At 63.7% G+C, this 17,514-nt stretch carries 12 protein-coding genes; 4 read left to right on the plus strand and 8 right to left on the minus strand.

Translation table 11 applies throughout. The features are described from left to right. Positions 1-9: 9 nt before the first annotated feature. Positions 10-1,581 carry a TolC family protein gene (locus HHL22_RS10875; RefSeq protein WP_241738081.1) on the plus strand — a complete coding sequence of 524 codons (1,572 nt, stop codon included), beginning with the start codon at positions 10-12 and terminating at the stop codon, positions 1,579-1,581. Positions 1,582-1,775: 194 nt separating this feature from the next. Here the strand turns inward: HHL22_RS10875 and HHL22_RS10880 are convergent, their stop codons facing one another. From HHL22_RS10880 to HHL22_RS10895, 4 genes are all read right to left on the minus strand, one after another. Beyond that, the gene (locus HHL22_RS10880) at positions 1,776-3,191 is read right to left on the minus strand and encodes an efflux transporter outer membrane subunit (RefSeq protein ID WP_241738082.1); all 1,416 of its coding nucleotides are present in this window, start codon (positions 3,189-3,191) and stop codon (positions 1,776-1,778) included. A 254-nt stretch (positions 3,192-3,445) separates the two neighbouring features. Continuing rightward, the gene (locus HHL22_RS10885) at positions 3,446-6,697 is read right to left on the minus strand and encodes an efflux RND transporter permease subunit (RefSeq protein ID WP_169531213.1); all 3,252 of its coding nucleotides are present in this window, start codon (positions 6,695-6,697) and stop codon (positions 3,446-3,448) included. 164 nt (positions 6,698-6,861) lie between these two features. Next, the gene (locus HHL22_RS10890) at positions 6,862-7,980 is read right to left on the minus strand and encodes an efflux RND transporter periplasmic adaptor subunit (RefSeq protein ID WP_241738083.1); all 1,119 of its coding nucleotides are present in this window, start codon (positions 7,978-7,980) and stop codon (positions 6,862-6,864) included. A 321-nt stretch (positions 7,981-8,301) separates the two neighbouring features. Continuing rightward, positions 8,302-9,633, minus strand: coding sequence for a leucine-rich repeat-containing protein kinase family protein (locus tag HHL22_RS10895; RefSeq protein WP_169531217.1), 1,332 nt, complete (start codon positions 9,631-9,633; stop codon positions 8,302-8,304). Positions 9,634-9,797: 164 nt separating this feature from the next. Between HHL22_RS10895 and HHL22_RS10900 the strand changes: the two genes are divergently transcribed. Continuing rightward, the gene (locus tag HHL22_RS10900; protein WP_169531218.1) at positions 9,798-10,328 is read left to right on the plus strand and encodes an SRPBCC family protein; all 531 of its coding nucleotides are present in this window, start codon (positions 9,798-9,800) and stop codon (positions 10,326-10,328) included. Between the two features lie 156 nt (positions 10,329-10,484). On the opposite strand, the gene hflX is transcribed toward HHL22_RS10900, so the two are convergent. Then, on the minus strand, positions 10,485-11,846 hold the full coding sequence (gene hflX, locus HHL22_RS10905) for a GTPase HflX (RefSeq protein WP_169531220.1): 1,362 nt from the start codon (positions 11,844-11,846) through the stop codon (positions 10,485-10,487). A gap of 91 nt (positions 11,847-11,937) precedes the next feature. On the opposite strand from hflX, the gene HHL22_RS10910 reads away from it, so the two are divergent. Next, entirely contained in the window at positions 11,938-12,558 is a 621-nt protein-coding gene (locus tag HHL22_RS10910) for a Uma2 family endonuclease (RefSeq protein WP_169531222.1), read from the plus strand. A 163-nt stretch (positions 12,559-12,721) separates the two neighbouring features. Here HHL22_RS10910 and HHL22_RS10915 read toward each other — a convergent pair whose 3' ends face one another. The 3 genes from HHL22_RS10915 to HHL22_RS10920 form a co-directional block, all read right to left on the minus strand. Beyond that, positions 12,722-15,499, minus strand: coding sequence for a M16 family metallopeptidase (locus tag HHL22_RS10915; protein WP_169531223.1), 2,778 nt, complete (start codon positions 15,497-15,499; stop codon positions 12,722-12,724). Between the two features lie 128 nt (positions 15,500-15,627). Beyond that, positions 15,628-15,756 carry a hypothetical protein gene (locus tag HHL22_RS24240; protein ID WP_262888378.1) on the minus strand — a complete coding sequence of 43 codons (129 nt, stop codon included), beginning with the start codon at positions 15,754-15,756 and terminating at the stop codon, positions 15,628-15,630. 83 nt (positions 15,757-15,839) lie between these two features. Next, positions 15,840-16,130, minus strand: coding sequence for a c-type cytochrome (locus HHL22_RS10920; protein WP_169531224.1), 291 nt, complete (start codon positions 16,128-16,130; stop codon positions 15,840-15,842). Between the two features lie 176 nt (positions 16,131-16,306). Between HHL22_RS10920 and HHL22_RS10925 the strand changes: the two genes are divergently transcribed. Next, the gene (locus tag HHL22_RS10925; protein ID WP_169531225.1) at positions 16,307-17,425 is read left to right on the plus strand and encodes a glycosyltransferase family 4 protein; all 1,119 of its coding nucleotides are present in this window, start codon (positions 16,307-16,309) and stop codon (positions 17,423-17,425) included. The last annotated feature ends 89 nt before the right edge of the window (positions 17,426-17,514 follow it).

Raw genomic sequence — 17,514 nt, forward strand, 5'->3', positions numbered from 1 at the left:
TTTTTTTTCTTGCTACAATTCCTTCACGGGCTGGCCTTCCGCTGCGCGAGCTTGACAGCCCGCGCCTACCCTAGGGGGGGGGCGGCTGCTAAAGCAGGCGCCACGGCCTGGCTGCTATTGGTGGCCGGCCCCGCCCTGGCCCAAGACCTCCAGCTGCCGGCCCGCAAATCGGGCCTGGAGCGTGCCCCGCTGCAAACTATGCAGCTCGAAGAAATCCGGCCCGCCGATACAGCCAAGGTTTTCTCGCTGCAGGACCTGGCCGAGCTGGTGTTTGCCAACCACCCCATCGTAAAGCAGGCCGCCCTGCTCGGCGCCGAGGCCCAGAGCCAGGTGCTGCAAGCCCGGGGCGGTTTTGACCCCAAGCTGGGCTCCGACTTCCACCGCAAGCTTTTTGGGGGCACCGAGTACTACAATAACTGGGGCAACGAGTTGAAGGTACCGCTCTGGCCGGGCGGCATCGACCTGAAAGCCAGCTACGACCGCTACGTGGGCGTGTACACCAACCCCGAAACCCGCACCCCGGTAAATGGCCTGGCCGGCTTGGGCTTGTCGATTCCCATCGGCCAGGGCTTGCTCATTGATGCGCGCCGCAACACCCTGCGCCAAGCCAAAATACTGGTAACGGCCGCCGAAGCTGACCGCGTGAAGCAGATAAACGAGGTTTGGCTGCAAGCCGTGAAGGACTACTGGAACTGGTACTACCAGTATCAGCAGCAGCAGCTTATCCGCGAGGGCATTGCGCTGGCCAACCGCCGCTTCCAGGCCACGGCCCGCCGCGCCCAGATTGGCGACCAGGCTCCCGTCGATTCGGTGGAGGCCCAGATAACGGTGCAGGACCGCCTGGTGCAGGCCGCGCAGCTGCAAGTAGAGCTGCTCAATGCGCGCCTGGTGCTCAGCAACCACCTCTGGAACAAGGACGGCCAGCCCGTGGAGCTGCCCACCTACGCTGCCCCCGAAACGCCCGTACGCGATACCGTGACCCGCGCCGAATACCAGCGCCTGCGCGAGCTGGCTTCCAGCCAGCACCCCACGCTTATTAAGCTCGATGCCAAGCGCTTGCAGTACAGCATCGAGGAGCGCTACCGCCGCGAAATGCTCAAGCCCAAGCTCAACCTGAGCGGCAGCTTCATCAGCCAGGGCAACTTCTACCAGCCCGAGGTGCCCAGCTACTATAACTTCGGCTGGGATAACTACAAGGTGGGGGTGGACTTTTCCTTTCCGCTATTCCTGCGCGCCGAGCGCGGCAAGCTGCAGTACACCCGCATCCAGATTCAGGAAAACCAGCTGGAGCGCCAGCAAAGCCAGCGCACCATTGTCACGCAGGTGAACTCGCTCTACAACACGCTGAAAGCCTACGAGCAGCAGTTGCAGCTGCAGGCCCAAACGATTACCAACCAGCGCATTCTGCTGCGGGCCGAGCTGCAAAAGTTCGAGCTGGGCGAGAGTACCATCTTCCTGATAAACACCCGCGAAACCAAGCTCATCGAGCTGCGCATCAAGCAGGAAAGCCTGCGCTCGAGCTACGAGAAATCCAGGGCCGAGCTGTACTACTACGCCGGCACGCGGTCTATCACTAACTAGACCGCAGATTTAACGGATTTAACTGATGTCGCAGATACGCTGCTTCGCAGTTGGCTACGCGAATAGTGAGGGCCCTAGAATAGTTTCTTGGCCGAAGAGGTAAGCGGGCTAAGCAAAGGCATTTTAACGTTCACGTAGCCAGCTGCGAAGCAGCGTATCTGCGACATCAGTTAAATCCGTTAAATCTGCGGTCTTTAATCTGCAGTCCAGCCACCCCCTAGGGCCTGGTAGAGCAAGATGCCCTGCTGCAGCTGGTCGCGGCGGGCGTTGGCCAGGTTCAGCTCGGCGTCGAGCGAGCTGCGCTGGGCCGTAACTACTTCCAGGTAAGAGGCATAGCCGGCCAGGTACAGCTCATTGGAAGTCTCGATGGCGCTGCGGAGCTGGGCGGCCTCGCGGGCGCGCAGGTCCACGATGGCGCGGTAGTTTTCGAGGCCGCGCAGCCCGATTACCACGTCGCGGTAGCCGCTTTGCAGGGCCTGCTGGTAGCGGTAGTAGGTTTCGTTGCGGCCGGCGGCGGCACGGCGCAAATCGGCCCGGAAGGCCGCCCGGTTGATGATAGGCCCGGTGAGACCCCCTAGGACCCCAAATACCACCGAGTTAGGATTAAAGAGCAAGTCGGCCCGAAACGCGTTGAGGCCCAGGTAGGGCGTGAGGGTGAGCGAGGGCAGGAAGGCGGCCTGGGCGGCGGCAATGTCGGCCTGGCCGGCCGCCAGCTCGGCTTCGGCCTGGCGCACGTCGGGCCGATGGCGCAGGGCCGAGGCCGGAATGCCCACCCCCAGCTTGCCCACCAGCCCGGCTTCGGGTAGCGTGGTGCCGCGCTTAATGGGCGCGGGGTAGCGGCCTAGCAGCTGGTTGAGGCGGGTTTCGGTTTCGACGATGCCCTGGCGGGCTTCGTAGGCCAGGCTTTCGGTACGCAGCGTTTGGGCTGCAAACTGCTGCACGGCCAGCTCGGTGGCGCGGCCGGCCTGCTTTTGGATGCGTATCAGGCGCAGGGCTTCCTGCTGCAAGCGAGCATTGCGCTGCACCACGGCCAGCTGGTTGTCCAGGGTCAGCAGCTCGTAGTAGTTGCGGGCTATTTCAGCAATAAGGTTGGTTTGCACCAGCCGGCGGCCTTCCTCCGAGGCCAGCACGCGCAAGTAGGCGGCGCGGCGCCGGCTGCGCAGCTTGCCCCAAATGTCAATTTCCCAGCTGCTGCGGAAGCCGCCAAAAAAGTCGGGCGTGATGGGCCCCGGAATCACTTGGTTGCCCGTGATATTCTGCGAGAGGTTGGTGTCGTAGTTGCCCACCCCATTGAGGGTGTAGCGCCCGTAGCGGTCGAGCCCCGCCGTGCCCCCTAGGGATACGGTGGGAAACAACGCCCCGCGCCGCTCGATGTAGTCAGCCCTGGCCAGCTCGACGCGCTGCACGGCCACGCGCAAGTCCAGGTTTTGCCGCAGCGCCGTGTCTATCAGCGCCGTCAGGGCCGAGTCTTGGTAGAATTTGCGCCAGGGCTGCCCCCCAGCCCCTAGCGAATCGACGGGCGCGGCGGCGTTGGGGAAGGCGGCCGGCAGCCGGGCGCCCGCGCTGGGTGCGTCGGGCGCGGCCACGCGGCAGCCGGCGGCGAGTAGCAATAGAAGACTGAGTGTTATGGCCAGGCGATTTACCCCATCCCCCGGCCCCCTCCCCTTTGGGAGAGGGGGAGCCGCGGCGGCGCACATAGTTGACTGTAGTTTATATAGGGGCTTTTGTAAACTCATTTTAAAGCAGAATCAGCTAATACACTGCTGATAATAGCGCCGCCGTGGTTTCCTTTCCCTCGCAGGATGTCGCGCATCAAGCGAGGTGGGGCCGGGGGGTGGGGTAAATCGCCTGGCAGCCAAAGGGCCTAGGCTGCCTCCAACTCCTTTTCCGTTACCGGCTCGGGCTGGGGTTCGGGCTGCTTTTCCTTCGGCTCCGCTTTCTTACCGCGCATCACTAGCAGGTAGAGGCCCGGAATGAGCAGCAGGCCGAAGAAGGTGCCCACGAACATGCCGCCCGCCGCCGCCGTGCCAATGCTGCGGTTGCCCAAGGCGCCCGCCCCATCGGCAAACACCAGCGGCATGAGGCCGGCCAGGAAAGCGAACGATGTCATGAGAATGGGCCGCAGGCGGGCACCCGCGCCTTCCACCACGGCGTCGAGCGGCGAGGCGCCCTCGCGGCGGCGCTGCTCGGCAAACTCGATGATGAGGATGGCGTTTTTGCCCAGCAAGCCCACCAGCATCACCAGCGCCACCTGGGCATAGATATTGTTTTCGAGGCCCGCCAGCTTCAGGGCCAAGAAGGCGCCGAAGATGCCGGTGGGCAAGCCCAGCAGCACCGGCAGCGGCAGCACCAGGCTCTCGTACTGGGCCGCTAGCAGCAGGTACACAAACAGAATGACGATGCCGAACACGTAGATGGCCTGGTTACCGCTCAGGACCTGCTCGCGCGTCATGCCGCTCCACTCGAAGTCGTAGCCCCTAGGGAGCACCTTTTTGGCGGCCTTTTCGATGGCCGTGAGCGCCTCGCCCGAGCTGCGGCCGGGGGCGGCGTCGCCGTTCACCATGGCGGCGGTGTACATGTTGTAGCGCGTCAGCTGGTCGGGGCCGTACACGCGCTCGAGGCGCACGAAGGTGGAGAAGGGTACCATCTCGCCGCGGCTGTTCTTGACGTGCAGGGCCAGCAGGTCGTCGGGGCGGCGGCGGTACTCGGGCTCGGCCTGTACCATCACCTTGTACATCTGCCCGAAGCGGATGAAATTGCTGGCGTAGTAGCTGCCCATCAGGGTTTGCAGGGTGCTCATGGCTTTTTCCACCGTCACGCCCTTTTTGGCGGCCATGTCCTGGTCGATGTGGATGAGGTACTGCGGGTAGTTGGGGTCGAAGCCCGTAAACGCCTCGCCCACGGCCGGGTCCTGGCGCAGCACCGTCAGAAAGTCCTTGGTCACGGCCGCCGTCTTGGCCAGGTCGCCCTGGCCGGTCTTGTCCAGCACCCGCAGCTCGAAGCCGCTGGCATTGCCGAAGCCCGGCACCGTGGGCGGCGGCAAAAACTGGATGGTAGCGTCGCTGATGCCTTTGGTTTTCTTTTCCAACTCCTCAATCAGCTCGGGTACCGACTGCCCGCGCTCGTCCCAAGGCTTTAGGTTAATCATGGCCATGCCGTAGCTGGCGCCGGCTACTTCGCTCACCAAGCTGTAGCCGGCCAGCGTCGAAACCGACTCCACGGGCTTGAGCTGGCGCACGATGCGCTCGACCTGCTCCAGCACCTGCTCGTTGCGCTCCACGGTGGCGCCGGCAGGCGTGGTCACGTTCACGTAAATCATGCCCTGGTCCTCGGTCGGGATGAAGCCCGAGGGCAGAACGCGGCTCACGCCCCAGGTGCCCGCCACAAACAGCGCCAGCAGCCCTAGGGTCAGTAGGCGGCGCGGGGCCAGGCGCGTCAGCAGGCTTTGGTAGCGGTGCGTTAGGGCCTCGAAGCGGCTATTGAAGCCGGCCGCCAGGCGCCCGAAGAAACCGGGCTGATGCGGGGCGTGGCCGCTCGGCGCGGTGGTATCGGCGGCCGCGTCGTGGGCATCGTGGGCGTGCTCGCTGGGCGCTTCGGCATGCTCCGGGGCTTTTAGCAGCAGGGCGCACAGGGCAGGCGTGAGCGTGAGGGCATTGACGCCGGAGATAATAATGGCAATGGCCAGCGTAAGCGAAAACTGGCGGTAGAACACGCCCACCGGCCCATCCATAAACGACACCGGGATGAACACTGCCGCCATCACCAGCGTGATGGCTACCAGCGAGCCCCCAATCTCGTGCATGGCCTGCGAGGTAGCGGCCCTAGGGTCGCCGGGGTTATGGTGCAGCTTGGCGTGCACGGCCTCCACCACCACAATGGCGTCGTCGACCACAATGCCGATGGCCAGTACCAGCGCAAACAAGGTCAGCAGGTTGATGCTGAACCCGAACAGCTGCATAAAGAACAGTGCCCCCACCAGCGCCACCGGCACCGCCAGGGCGGGTATCAGCGTCGAGCGGAAGTCCTGTAAGAAAATGAATACCACGATGAATACCAGCACGAACGCCTCCAGCAGCGTGCGCAGCACCTCGTGGATGCTGGCGTCCAGAAACCGCGATACGTCGTAGGCGAAGCTGTACCGCATGCCGGGCGGAAAGCTGGTTTCCTTCAGCTCGGCCATGCGCGCCTTCACCGCCGCAATCACTTCGCGGGCGTTGGAGCCGGGGCGCTGCTTGAGCATAATGGCCGCCGAGGGCCGCCCGTTTTCCTTCGACGACATGCCGTAGGTGAGCGAGCCAAACTCCACGTCGGCCACGTCCTTGAGGCGCAGCTGCGAGCCGTCGGCGTTCGAGCGCAGCACCAGGTTGCGGTACTGCTCGGGCTCATAAAGCTTGCCGGTGTAGCGCAGCACGTACTGCAGAGGCTGCACGGCGTTGGCGCGGCCCGAGCTTTCGCCGGTTTTGCCGGGCGCGGCCTCCACGTTCTGGGCCCGAATGGCGTCAATCACCTCGTCGGTGCCCAGGTCGTAGGCCGTCAGGCGGTCGGGCTTCAGCCACACCCGCATCGAGTATTCCCTAGCCCCCATTATCTCGGCAAAGCCCACCCCGTTGATGCGCTTCAACTCCTGCAATAGGTTGATGTCGGCGAAGTTGTAAATGAACTTCTCGCCCACCGTGCGGTCGTCGCTGGTCAGGTTCAGGTACAACAGCATCGAGTTTACCTCCTTCTCGGTGGTCACGCCGGCCTTAATTACCTCCTCCGGCAACTCGTCCAGGATGGTGGTCACGCGGTTCTGCACACTCACCGAGGCCAGGTCGGGGTCGGTGCCCACCTCAAAGAAGATGGTGATGAGCGTCAGGCCGTTATTGCTGCTAACCGACTGCATGTAGGTCATGCCCGGCACGCCGTTGATGGCGCGCTCCAGGGGCAGGGCCACGGCCTTGGCGCACACCTCGGCGTTGGCGCCCGTGTACTTGGCCGTCACCGTCACCGAGGGCGGCACGATGTCGGGAAACTGCGTGATGGGCAGCCGCGTGAGGGCCAGGCCCCCCAGCAGCAGCAGGAAGGCCGAAATGACCATTGACAGGATGGGCCGGCGGATAAAGAGGTCGAGCATAAGGGATAATATAGTGAATTAGAATGTCATACTTATCTGGCGTCCGCTTGCCGAAGCATCTCTCCCACGCCGTTGGGAATACCCTAGGGTGTCGTTCGGTAGAGATGCTTCGGCTGCGCTCAGCATGACATTCTACTCTGAGCCATTGGCCTAACAGTGAGAGCCTACTCCCCGTCGGCCAGCAGCGAATCCATCTGCACGGTTTTGGGTTGAATACGCTGGCCGTCGCGCAGCTCCTGGGTGCCTTCGTACACCACGCGCTCGCCTGGCTTAAGGCCATCCTTCACTACGTAAAATGGCCCGATGCGCGTTTGCGGCTTGAAGCTGCGCGAGTGCACCGTGCCCGACTGGTCAACCACGTACACGTAGTTTTTATCCTGCAGTTCGAAGGCGGCGCGCTGCGGCACCATCAGGGCCTTGGGCAGGGTGGTGGTGAGGCGCACCTTGCCGGTGCTGCCGTGCTTGAGCAGGCGGTCGGGGTTAGCGAAGCGCGCCCGAATAGCCAGCGAGCCGGTGCTGGGGTCAATCTGGCTTTCGCTGGTTTCGATGCGGCCGGCCAGCGGGTAGCGCGAACCGTCGGCCATCGTCAAGTCTACTGAGTCGGGGTGCAGCTCGGGGTGTAGCTCGCGGGCGCGGCGCAGGGCCAGGTATTCGCCTTCGCCAATGTCGAAGTAGGCGTATACCTGGTGCAGGTCCGATACGGTGGTGAGCAGCGTGCCCTTGTCCACCACGCTGCCCATCTTGAGCGGAATGCGGTCGGTGATGCCGTCGAAGGGCGCGCGTATCAGCGTGTAGCTCAGCTGAGTGCGGGCGTCGGCCACGCTGGCGCGGGCATCGGCCACGTGGGCGTCGGCGTCGCGCACCTTGCTTTCGGCCAGCGTCAGCTCGCTTTTGGCAATCACGTTTTTGCTCACCAGCAGCTGCACCCGGCCGCGCTCCACGCGGGCCTCGGTGGCCTTGGCTTCGGCGCTGGCCACGGCTGCCTGGGCCTGCAGCAAGTCGTGCCGAAACAGCTCAGTATTGAGCTGAAACATGGGCTGCCCCTTCTTCACGGGCTTGCCCTCGTCCACCAGAATCTTCTCCAGAAAACCCGGTACCTGGGCCCGCACCTCCACGTTGCGAATGGCTTGGATATCAGCCACGTAATCGTGAAAAAGCTCCTGCTCCGAAGTCGTCAGCGTGAGTACCGGCAGGGTGGGCGGGGCCTCGGCTTTCGAATTATCTTTTTCGGCCTTGGCCGTGCAGGCGGCTAAGCCCAGCCCTAGGGCACTGGCCAGCAGCAAGGATAACGCAGGGGAAGCTAAACGAGGACGCGGGCGGAGCATACCGCCTGTACGACGAATGCTCGGCCCGCGTTGATGAACAGATTCTTGAGAAACAACCAGTTGAGAAGAAGCGGCAGCGGTTGGAGAAGGCAAGGAGTCGGGCGTTGGTGAAACAGGCCGCCGGTGGCTGGCCCAGGGGGCCCCGCCCAGCGCGGTAGCTGCTAAACGAAGTTACGGCCCGAAAAATTTATGAAAAGTTGATTAATTATTTTCTCCCGCTGTCCGCCGCGGTGGTTTTGCCCACTGCCGCAAGCAGTAGCCACCACGACGGCGACCGCTTTAGTTGGCCGCCAGCCGGGCCAGCTCCGCGAGGCGCTGGCTCACGGCCGCCGCCAGGGGGCGGCTGGCCACCGCTGGCTGCAAGCAGCTGTTAATCAGCGCTTGCCAGGGCTGGCGCAGGCTGGCCGGGGCCGCCGGGCAATGGGTCAGCAACTCTTCGAGCAGGCAGCCTAGGGCGCGGGTTTCGAGCTGCTGCAAAGCCAGGCTTTCGGGCGCGGCCGGGTCGAAAAAAGCGGCCGCACCAAAATCGCTCAACAGGGCCTCGCCGCCGGGCGTGTACAAAATATTGTGGGCGTACAGGTCGCCGTGCAGAATATTCTGCGCGTGCAGGTGCGCGGCGGCTTGGGCCACACCCAGGGCCAGCCCTAGGGCCGCCGCAGGCGCCAAAGCGGTGCTCGGCGCGTACACGTCGCGGGTGCAACTGGCCAGGCTGGGTGGCCCGGCCAGAATGGTAAAGGCGGGGTCGATGAGGTCTAGCACCAGTGCCTCGGCGCCGGTGGGGTGGCCCACCACCTGCCCGCGCACGGGCACCAGGTGGGGGTGGGGCCCGGCGCAGCGGCAGGCCAGCATCTCGCTGTGCGGCAGTCCGTCGCTGGTTACGGCCCCTTTAAATAGCTTGACGGCCACCTCGGTAGGTACGGCCGCGCCCCGGTGCCACGCCGCTCGGTAAATAACGCCCGAGGCGCCTTCGCCCAGGCGCTGCTCCAGCGTGAGGCTGCCCCAGGCAATGGGGGCTACCGGGTGCCGAGCCACGGCGGCCGCCTCGGCCGCCGCCCCTAGGGGGTTGCCGGCGTAGGCCAGCCACGCCAGGCGCGGCTGGGCTAGCAGCCACGCGGGCAGCGCCTCAAAGCGGTTGGCGGCCAGGCGCAGCAGCTCCAGGCGCTGGCAGCGGGCCAGGCTGGGCGGTAGCTGGCGCAGGCGGTTGCCGGCCAGCATTAGCTTCTGCAAGTCGGGGCAGTTGCCGATTTCGGCGGGCAGCTCCGACAGCTCATTATCGGTGAGGATGAGCCAGCGCAGGCGTGGCGGTAGGGCAGCGGGCGGCACGGTGCGTAGCTGGTTGGCCTTGAAGCCAATCATAGTTAGGTTGGGGCACTCGCCCAGCACGGCGGGCAGCTCGGTAAACTGGTTGTCGGAGCAGAAGATGACTTGCAGGCGGTGCAGGCGCGGCAAGTCTGCGGGCAGGCTGCGCAGGGCGTTGCCCGAGAGGTTCAGAATTTCGAGCGAGTCGGCGAGGTCAAAAATTTCGGGCGGAAACTCGGTGAGGCCCGCCGACAAGTCGAGGCGGGTGGTGCCGGCCAAGTGGCCGGCGCGGAGCTGGGCGAGGGTATGCAAGCAGGGCAGAGGCGAGTGAGGCGGCAAGTTCGGGCCAGCGGCACGGACTATGGCTGCCCTAGGGCCCCGGCGCCCGCTAGCTGGCCGCCGGGGCCCTAGGGCAGCCAAGCCGCCGATTTACCGTATGCACCTCCATACTTCCCCCGACTTTTCCCAGCTTTCATATGAACAAGCGTTTGCTTACCTACGGTAGCCTGCTGCTCGGCGCGGTGGCCGGCGTGGTGCTACTCGAAAGAACCCGCCGCCAGGCGCCTACTTCCCAGCTCAATCCCACTGCGCCCGTGCGCAGCAAGCACACCATCCGCGTGCAGGCACCCGCCGAGCGGGCCTGGCAGGTGCTGAGCGAGGTAAACAGCTGGCCCGCCTGGCAGCCCGACATCGCCTACGCCCACCTGCCCGGCCCCGCGCAAGATGGCGCCCGCTTCAATTGGAGCGCCAGCGGCTACCTGCCCATTCACTCCACGCTGCACACCGTCGAGTCCGGCGCCCGCTTCGGCTGGTCGGGCACAGCTTTTGGCGCCTTCACAGTGCACAACTGGCAGTTCGCCAGCCGCGATGGCTACACCGAAGTAACCGCCGAAGAAAGCATGGAGGGCTGGCTGGTAAGCCTACTGCAGCCTATCCTGCAGCCCGCCCTAGATAAAGGCAACGCCCGCTGGCTGGAGTATCTGAAGCAGCGGGCCGAGCAGGCCTAGGGGCTGCCTCAATAAAAAAGGCGGTCATGCTGAGCTTGTCGAAGCATCTCTACCGCGTAGCTAACCTCAAACGCTAGGTTTACTTACGCGGTAGAGATGCTTCGACAAGCTCAGCATGACCGCCTTTTTTTACTTTTCCGCTCAAGCACCCCTAGGCTACTCACTCGGCGTTGCCCAGCTTTCGCCGGGGTGGGCGTAGGGGTAGCGGGCGTGGTACAGCTCGGCCACCTTGCGGCCCAGCAGCTCGCGCAGGGCGTCGATGTTCTCCTTTTGCTGGGCCGAAATAAATACCACCGGGTCGTGCAGGCGGGCCATGTAGGAGGCTTCTAGCTCGGCCAACGGTGGGCGGGCGGCGGGCTCGGCAAAATCAACTGGGAAGTCGTCGTCCTCGTCGGCACCCGCCAGGGCCAGGGCCGGCGCGGGCTGGGTTTCTTCCGCCTGGTACTGGTCTATCTTGTTAAATACCAAGATGCTAGGCTTGTCGGAAGCGCCAATCTCGCGCAGGGTTTCGTTCACCACTTCCATGTGCTCCTCGAAGGCCGGGTGCGAAATATCCACGACGTGCATCAGTAAGTCGGCCTCGCGTATTTCGTCCAGGGTGCTTTTAAAGCTCTCGATGAGCTTGGTGGGCAGCTTGCGAATGAACCCAACGGTGTCGCTTAACAGGAAGGGTACGTGGTTGTCGAGCACCACTTTGCGGGTGGTAGCGTCCACGGTGGCAAACAGCTTGTTTTCGGCAAAGACCTCGGCTTTGCCCAGCAGGTTCATGATGGTGCTCTTGCCCACGTTGGTGTAGCCCACCAGCGCCACTCGAATGGTGTTGGTGCGCGTCTTGCGCTGGGTATGGGCCTGCTTGTCCAGGTCTTCGAGCTTCTCCTTGAGAAACGCGATGCGGTCGCGCACCACGCGGCGGTCGGTTTCAATCTCGGTTTCGCCGGGGCCCTTCATGCCCACGCCGCCGCGCTGCTTGTCCAAGTGGGTCCAGAGGCCCGTCAGGCGCGGCAGCAGGTACTGATACTGCGCCAGCTCGACCTGGGTGCGGGCGGTGGCCGACTTGGCGCGCAACGCGAAAATATCCAGAATTAGCAGCGAGCGGTCCACAATCTTGACCTTTAGCTCGGCCTCCAGGTTGCGCAGCTGCGAGGGCGAGAGGTCGTCGTCGAACACTACCATGCTCGATTTCTCGTGCTGCACCCAGGCCTTGATTTCGGCCAGCTTGCCCTCGCCCACATAGCTGCGGATGTCGGGCTTTTCTAGCTTCTGCACGAAGCGTTTGGTAGCTTCGGCGCCGGCCGTTTCAATCAGAAACGCCAGCTCGTCGAGGTATTCGGTGGTTTGTAGGTCGCTTTGGCGGCGCGGGGGCACGCTCACCAGCACGGCGGTCTCGCGCTCCTTAGCGGTGGCGTGGGTTTTTACTTTCAGCAGGTGCTGGGGTGTTTTGGCGTCGCGGCGGGCCGGGGTGCTATCGGTAGCGCCAATGTGGCGGGTGCCGCTGCGGTTGCCTTCTTTTTTGGCCATAGGGTAGTAGTAGCGGAGTTGGCCGCTAGCTAGGTTAACACCAAGTACGGTAGAAACGTTGAGTGGTAGTGCCAAGCCGTATTTTTACCTCATGACGACTACTGCCCCCGTTACCTCGCTGGCCGACCTCGACCCCGCCGGCACTTACTCCTACGCCGATTACTTGAGCTGGCAGTTTCAGGAGTTGGTGGAGCTGTGGCGCGGTAAAATCATGCGCCGCATGAGCGCGCCCACCGACTTGCACCAAGCCATCGTGGGAGCATTGAATTATAAGTTCTATGGTCATTTGCTGGGCAAGCCCTGCCAGGTGCGGGTAGCTCCCTACGACGTGCGCCTGCCCCAGCCGGGCCGCGCGGCCGAGGCGGAAACCATCCATACGGTGGTGCAGCCCGATATCTGCGTTATCTGCGACCCGCGCAAAATCGAGCCGCGCGGCTGCCTAGGGGCGCCCGACCTGATAGTGGAAGTCCTCTCGCCCGGCACGGCGGCCCGCGACTGGAAGGGTAAATACGACCTCTACGAGGAAGCCGGTGTGGGCGAATACTGGATTGTGGCCCCCATGGAGCAAGACATTACGGTATTTGTGCGCGACGCCGCCACTGGCCGCTACCGCTTGGCCGGCGAATACGGCGAGCCGGGCCCAGTGCCCTCCCCGCTGCTGCCGGGCCTAGGGCTGCAATGGGCGGATATTTTTCTGGAATCTAATCGGTAACAACTCTTTATTAAAGAAGAAAAAAACAAGACGGTCATGCTGAGCGAAGTCGAAGCATCTCTACCGCGTAAGTAATCTTAACGATTGGTACTTATGTGGTAGAGATGCTTCGACTTCGCTCAGCATGACCGTCTATTTATTTTTTTGCCGCTCCTGGCTACCCCTAAGGCTGCGGCTTGGTCGGGGCCGGCTTGCGGGCGAAGTCGCCGGCTTTCACAATCACCAGGTTCTTGTAGTCCAGGTACTTCTTGGCGGCGGCACTCACTTGCTCGGGCGTGAGGGCGCTGATGCGCTGCTCCAGCTCGGCGTCGTAGGCATAGGTGCGGTTCTTGCCGTTGGTCAGGTACTGGGTCCAGGTGCTGGCCACGTTGCGGTCGTCGGCGCGCTGCACCTGGAAGGCTTGCAGGGCGGCCGACTTGGCGGCTTTCAGCTCGTCGGCCGTCACGCCGTCCTTGGCCAAGCGCTCCATTTCCTCGCGGTAGGCGGCTTCGAGGCGGGCCGAGTTGTCAGGGTTATAAATGGCGTAGGAGTTGAAGGTGCCCACTTCGTCGTTGTCGTCGGCCGACACCCACGAGCCCACGCCGTAGCTCACGCCCTCCTTCTGGCGGATGCGGGTGGCCAGGCGCGAGTTCAGGAAACCGTCGCCCAGGATGTAGTTGGCCATGTACACGGCCGGGTAGTCGGGCGAGTCGTCGCGCAGCGGGTACTTGAGCATGGTCACGAACATGGCGTTGGCCTTGTCGTTGGTTTGCAGGCTCTGGCTTTGGGCAGTGCCGGGGAAGATGCGCTGCGAGATGCGGGCGTAGGGGGTGGCGGCTTTCCACGAGCCCAGCTGCTTGTCTACCCGCTGGCGCAGGGCCGGCTCGTCGAAGGTGCCCACCACGGCCAGCGTGGCATTCTGGGCGCCGTAAAACTGCTTGTAGAAGGCGCGCACGTCGTTTACCGTCATGGCCTTGAGGCCGGCAATCTGCTCGTCGAAGGAGGGCGTGGCCATGATGTTGTCCTTGGGCCAGGGGTCGTTCAGGCGCCGCGCCAGGTTGAAGGCCAGCGCCTGTGGGTCCTGCTTCTGGGCTTCTAGGCTGGCCAGGCGCTCCTGCTTCAGCTTCTCAAACTCGTCGGCCGGGAAGGTGGGGTTGCGCAGGCAGTCCAGCACCACGTCCATCACCGCGGGCAAGTGCGCCTTATCGGTCTGGATGGCCACGCCCGCCGACTGGCCCCCGCCGTAGAAGTACACCTGCGCCTTGGCCTTGTCGAAGGCGTCGCGAATTTGGGCGTAGCTGCGGGTTTTGGTGCCGCGCTGCAGCATGCTGGCCGTCACGGACCCTAGGCCCAGCTTGTTGGTCAGCGTCGCTTCCGTGCCGTAGCGCAGCTTTAGCTCGGCGTTCACGGCGTTGGCGCGGTTCTGCTTTTGCAAGAAGGCGTACTTGAGGCCGTCCTTCAGCGCGCCGCGCTTGGTGCGGGTATCGATGTTGGCCGGCGAGGCGTCGAAGGCTTCGCCCATGGCAATAGGCGGGTCGCCCTTGTAGCCCTGCACGAGGCTGGCCGCGTCGGGCGCAGGCGCGATAAGGCTGCGGTCGGGCTTATTGTCGGGAATAAACTCGCCCACCGTGCGGTTGCTGGGCTTGAGGTAGGCGGCGGCCACGCGCTGCACATCGGCCGGCGTAAGCTTGCGCAGGGCGTCGCGGTATAGAAACACCAGGCGCCAGTCGCCGGTGGCAATGTACTCGCTCAGGGTCAGGCCCAGCTCGTCGCTTTTCTGAAACAGCAGCTCCACGTTTTTGAGCAGCGTGGTTTGGGCGCGGGCCACCTCCTCGGCCGTGGGCGGCTGGGTGGTGCCCACCGCGTCGAGGGCGCCGGCCATAGCCGTGCGGGCCGAGTCGAGCGAGCGGTTCTGGCGCACGTCGGCGTAGAAGTAGGCGTAGCCGGGGTCGTGCAGGGCGGGTGCGTAGCCCCAGGTGCTGGCGGCCTTCTTGCTTTCAATCAGCGCCTTGTAGAGGCGGCCCGAGGGGCGGTTGGTCAGCACTTCCACCAGCGCATCCACGGCCGGGTAGTCGGGGCTGGTGCCGGCCGGAATGTGGTAGGCCATAGCCAGGCCCTGGGTGTCGCCGGGGCGGCGCAGGGTCACGGCGCGCTCGCCGTCCTGGGTAGGCTCGGTGGTGTAGGTGGGCGCCAGCACCCGCGTGGGCTTGGGGATGGGCCCAAAATCCTGCTGAATGAGCCCTAGGGTCTGGGCGGGGTCAAACTTGCCGGCCACCAGCAGCACCGCGTTGTCGGGCTGGTAGTACTTCTGGTAGAAGGCCTTGAGGTTGTCAATCGGCACGCGCTCAATGTCTTCCTTTGAGCCGATGGTGCTCTTGCCGTAGTTGTGCCACAGGTAGGCGCTGCTCATCACGCGCTCTTCCAGCACCCGGCTGGGCGAGTTTTCGCCGCTTTCAAACTCGTTGCGCACCACGCTGAACTCGCTGTCGAGGTCCTTCTTGGCGATAAAGGAGTTCACCATGCGGTCGGCCTCCAGGCTCAAGGCCCACTTCAAGTTCTCGGGCGTGGCGGCGAAGGTTTCGAAGTAGTTGGTGCGGTCGAGCCAGGTGGTGCCGTTGGGGCTGGCGCCGTGCTCGGTCAGCTCCTGCGGGATGTTGGGGTGCTTGGTCGAGCCCTTAAACACCATGTGCTCCAGCAGGTGGGCCATGCCGCTTTCGCCGTAGCCCTCCAGCCGCGAGCCCACCAGGTAGGTGATGTTGACGGTGGCCGTGGGCTTGCTTTGGTCGGGGAAGAGCAGCACGCGCAGCCCGTTGGCTAGCTTGTATTCGGTAATGCCCTCGACGCTAGTTACTTGCGTAACGCCCGCCGGCAGCGGCGCGGCCTTTTGGGCCAGGGTGGGGTGGGGAAGCGCGGCCAGCCCTAGGGCCAAGCCAGCGCCTCCTAGCAGGAGTAAGTGTTTCACAGCGGCAGAAAAAAGGTGAGGCCGCTAAGTAACCAGTTTTCTGGCACTTAACCACTATGTTCTTGCACGCCCAGAAGAATATATTTTAGTGCTTGTCTGCCCGCATAAATAAGCATAAGCCAGCCGCACTAGTCGTAAGGCGCCACGCTGGTAATCCCAAAGCTGGTGCCATGCGACTCGATAACCAGCTTCAGGTTTCCCAAGAGGTAAAGCTGGCTTTCGTGAACGTAGCCCCGGAAGCTGCTGTCGGCCGCCACTACTGGTAACCAATTTCCGGGCAGGCGGCCAGCATACCTACTACCAGTAAGCCGAAGCAAAGTGGGTGGCGCACAGCGATACCTTACTTCAGCGTTAAGGAGTACTCCACTACGCGCTGCACCTCGGCGGGCGTTAGCTCACTCTTGAAAGCAGGCATCTTGCCCATGCCGTTCGTTACCAAATAGGTGCGGCCTATCACGTTGAGGTTGCTCTTGGTTAGGTCGTGGGCGCCGTTGAGGCCTAGGCGGCCATCCTTGCCGTGGCAGCGGGCGCAGTAGATGCTAAAGAGCTTCTGGCCCGATTCGGGCGGGCCAGCGGAGATTGGGCGGGGCGGCGCCAGCAGCAGCGGCACCAGCAAAAAATAGGCAAGCATAAAGGAGCAACGCAAAAACTTTCCCGAAAGTAACCCAAGCTGCGCCCGGCTCCGCGCCGGCGCCCGACCTTTGCCGATGGTAAATGAGCAAGTGCGTAAATGAGTGAGTTAGGCTAGCCCTGCTGCTCAGCGCCACAGGCCTGATTTACTTATCTACTCATTTACTCATCTACAGCTTGCGCGTCGCCGTCGTCATTAATACTTCCTGGAACATCTGGAATTTTCGCCGCGGGCTGGTGCGCGCCTTGCAAGCCGCCGGCCACGAAGTGCTGGCCATCGCCCCGCCCGACGACTACTCGGGCCGACTGGAAAGCGAGCTGGGTTGCCGCTACGTGCCCATTCTGATGGAAAACAAGGGCACCAACCCGGTGAAAGACGCCCAGCTCACGCGCCGCTTTCTGCGCATTTACCGGCGTGAGCGGCCCGATGTGCTGCTGCACTTCACCATCAAGCCCAACATCTACGGCACGCTGGCGGCCCGGCTGGCGGGCATTCCGTGCATCAACAACGTGAGTGGGCTGGGCACGGTGTTCATCGTCGAAAACCTGGTGAGTAAGGTGGCGCGGGGCCTGTACCGCTTCGCGTTTCAGTTTCCCTACAAGGTTTTTTTTCAGAATAATGACGACCGGGAGCTGTTCATCCGCTACGGTTTGGTGAAGCCCATGCTCACGGGCTTGGTGCCCGGCTCGGGTGTCGATTTAGCACGGTTTCAGCCCGTTGCCGCGCCGCCAGCTACGCCCTTCACCTTCCTAATGGTGGCGCGGGTGCTCTACGAAAAAGGCGTAGTGGAATACTTCGAGGCGGCTCGGCAGGTGCGGCAGGCCCTAGGCCCGGCCAGCGTGCGCCTGCAGCTGCTGGGCGGCCTCGACGAAGCCGGCGGCGTGGGCGTGCCGCGCGCCACCTTCGAGCAGTGGCTGGCCGAGGGCCACGTGGACTACCTGGGCACCAGCGACGACGTGGCCGCCCACCTGCACCGGGCGCACTGCGTGGTGCTGCCCAGCTACCGCGAGGGCACCCCCAAAACGCTGCTCGAAGCGGCGGCCTGCGGCAAGCCCCTGGTAACCACCGACGTGCCCGGCTGCCGCGAAACCGTGCAAAACGGCCGCAACGGCTACCTCTGCCAGGTGCGCTCGGCCGACGACCTGGCCGCCAAGCTGCTGCAAATGGCGCAGCTGCCTCCCGAGCGCCTGCTTGCTATGGGCGAAGCTAGCCGCCAGCTGGCCGCCGAAAAGTTTGACGAAAAGCTGGTGCTGCGCGAGTACCTGGCCGCCGTAGCCGAGGCGGGCAAAAATTAGCTTGGACGCTGCGAGTCCGAGCGCGAGCGCAGCGAGCAGGCGAGACCGGACGACGCTACCGCGAGGATGCTCGCTGGCGCTCGCGCTCA

It is taken from the genome of Hymenobacter polaris, from assembly GCF_012927305.1.
Taxonomy (GTDB): Bacteria; Bacteroidota; Bacteroidia; order Cytophagales; family Hymenobacteraceae; genus Hymenobacter; species Hymenobacter polaris.

Excerpts from the sequence above, each read along its gene's own strand:
- HHL22_RS10920 (WP_169531224.1), bottom strand. The coding sequence starts at position 16,130 with ATGCTTGCCTATTTTTTGCTGGTGCCGCTGCTGCTGGCGCCGCCCCGC.
- HHL22_RS10900 (WP_169531218.1), top strand. The coding sequence starts at position 9,798 with ATGAACAAGCGTTTGCTTACCTACGGTAGCCTGCTGCTCGGCGCGGTG.
- HHL22_RS10910 (WP_169531222.1), top strand. The coding sequence starts at position 11,938 with ATGACGACTACTGCCCCCGTTACCTCGCTGGCCGACCTCGACCCCGCC.
- HHL22_RS10885 (WP_169531213.1), bottom strand. The coding sequence starts at position 6,697 with ATGCTCGACCTCTTTATCCGCCGGCCCATCCTGTCAATGGTCATTTCG.
- hflX (WP_169531220.1), bottom strand. The coding sequence starts at position 11,846 with ATGGCCAAAAAAGAAGGCAACCGCAGCGGCACCCGCCACATTGGCGCT.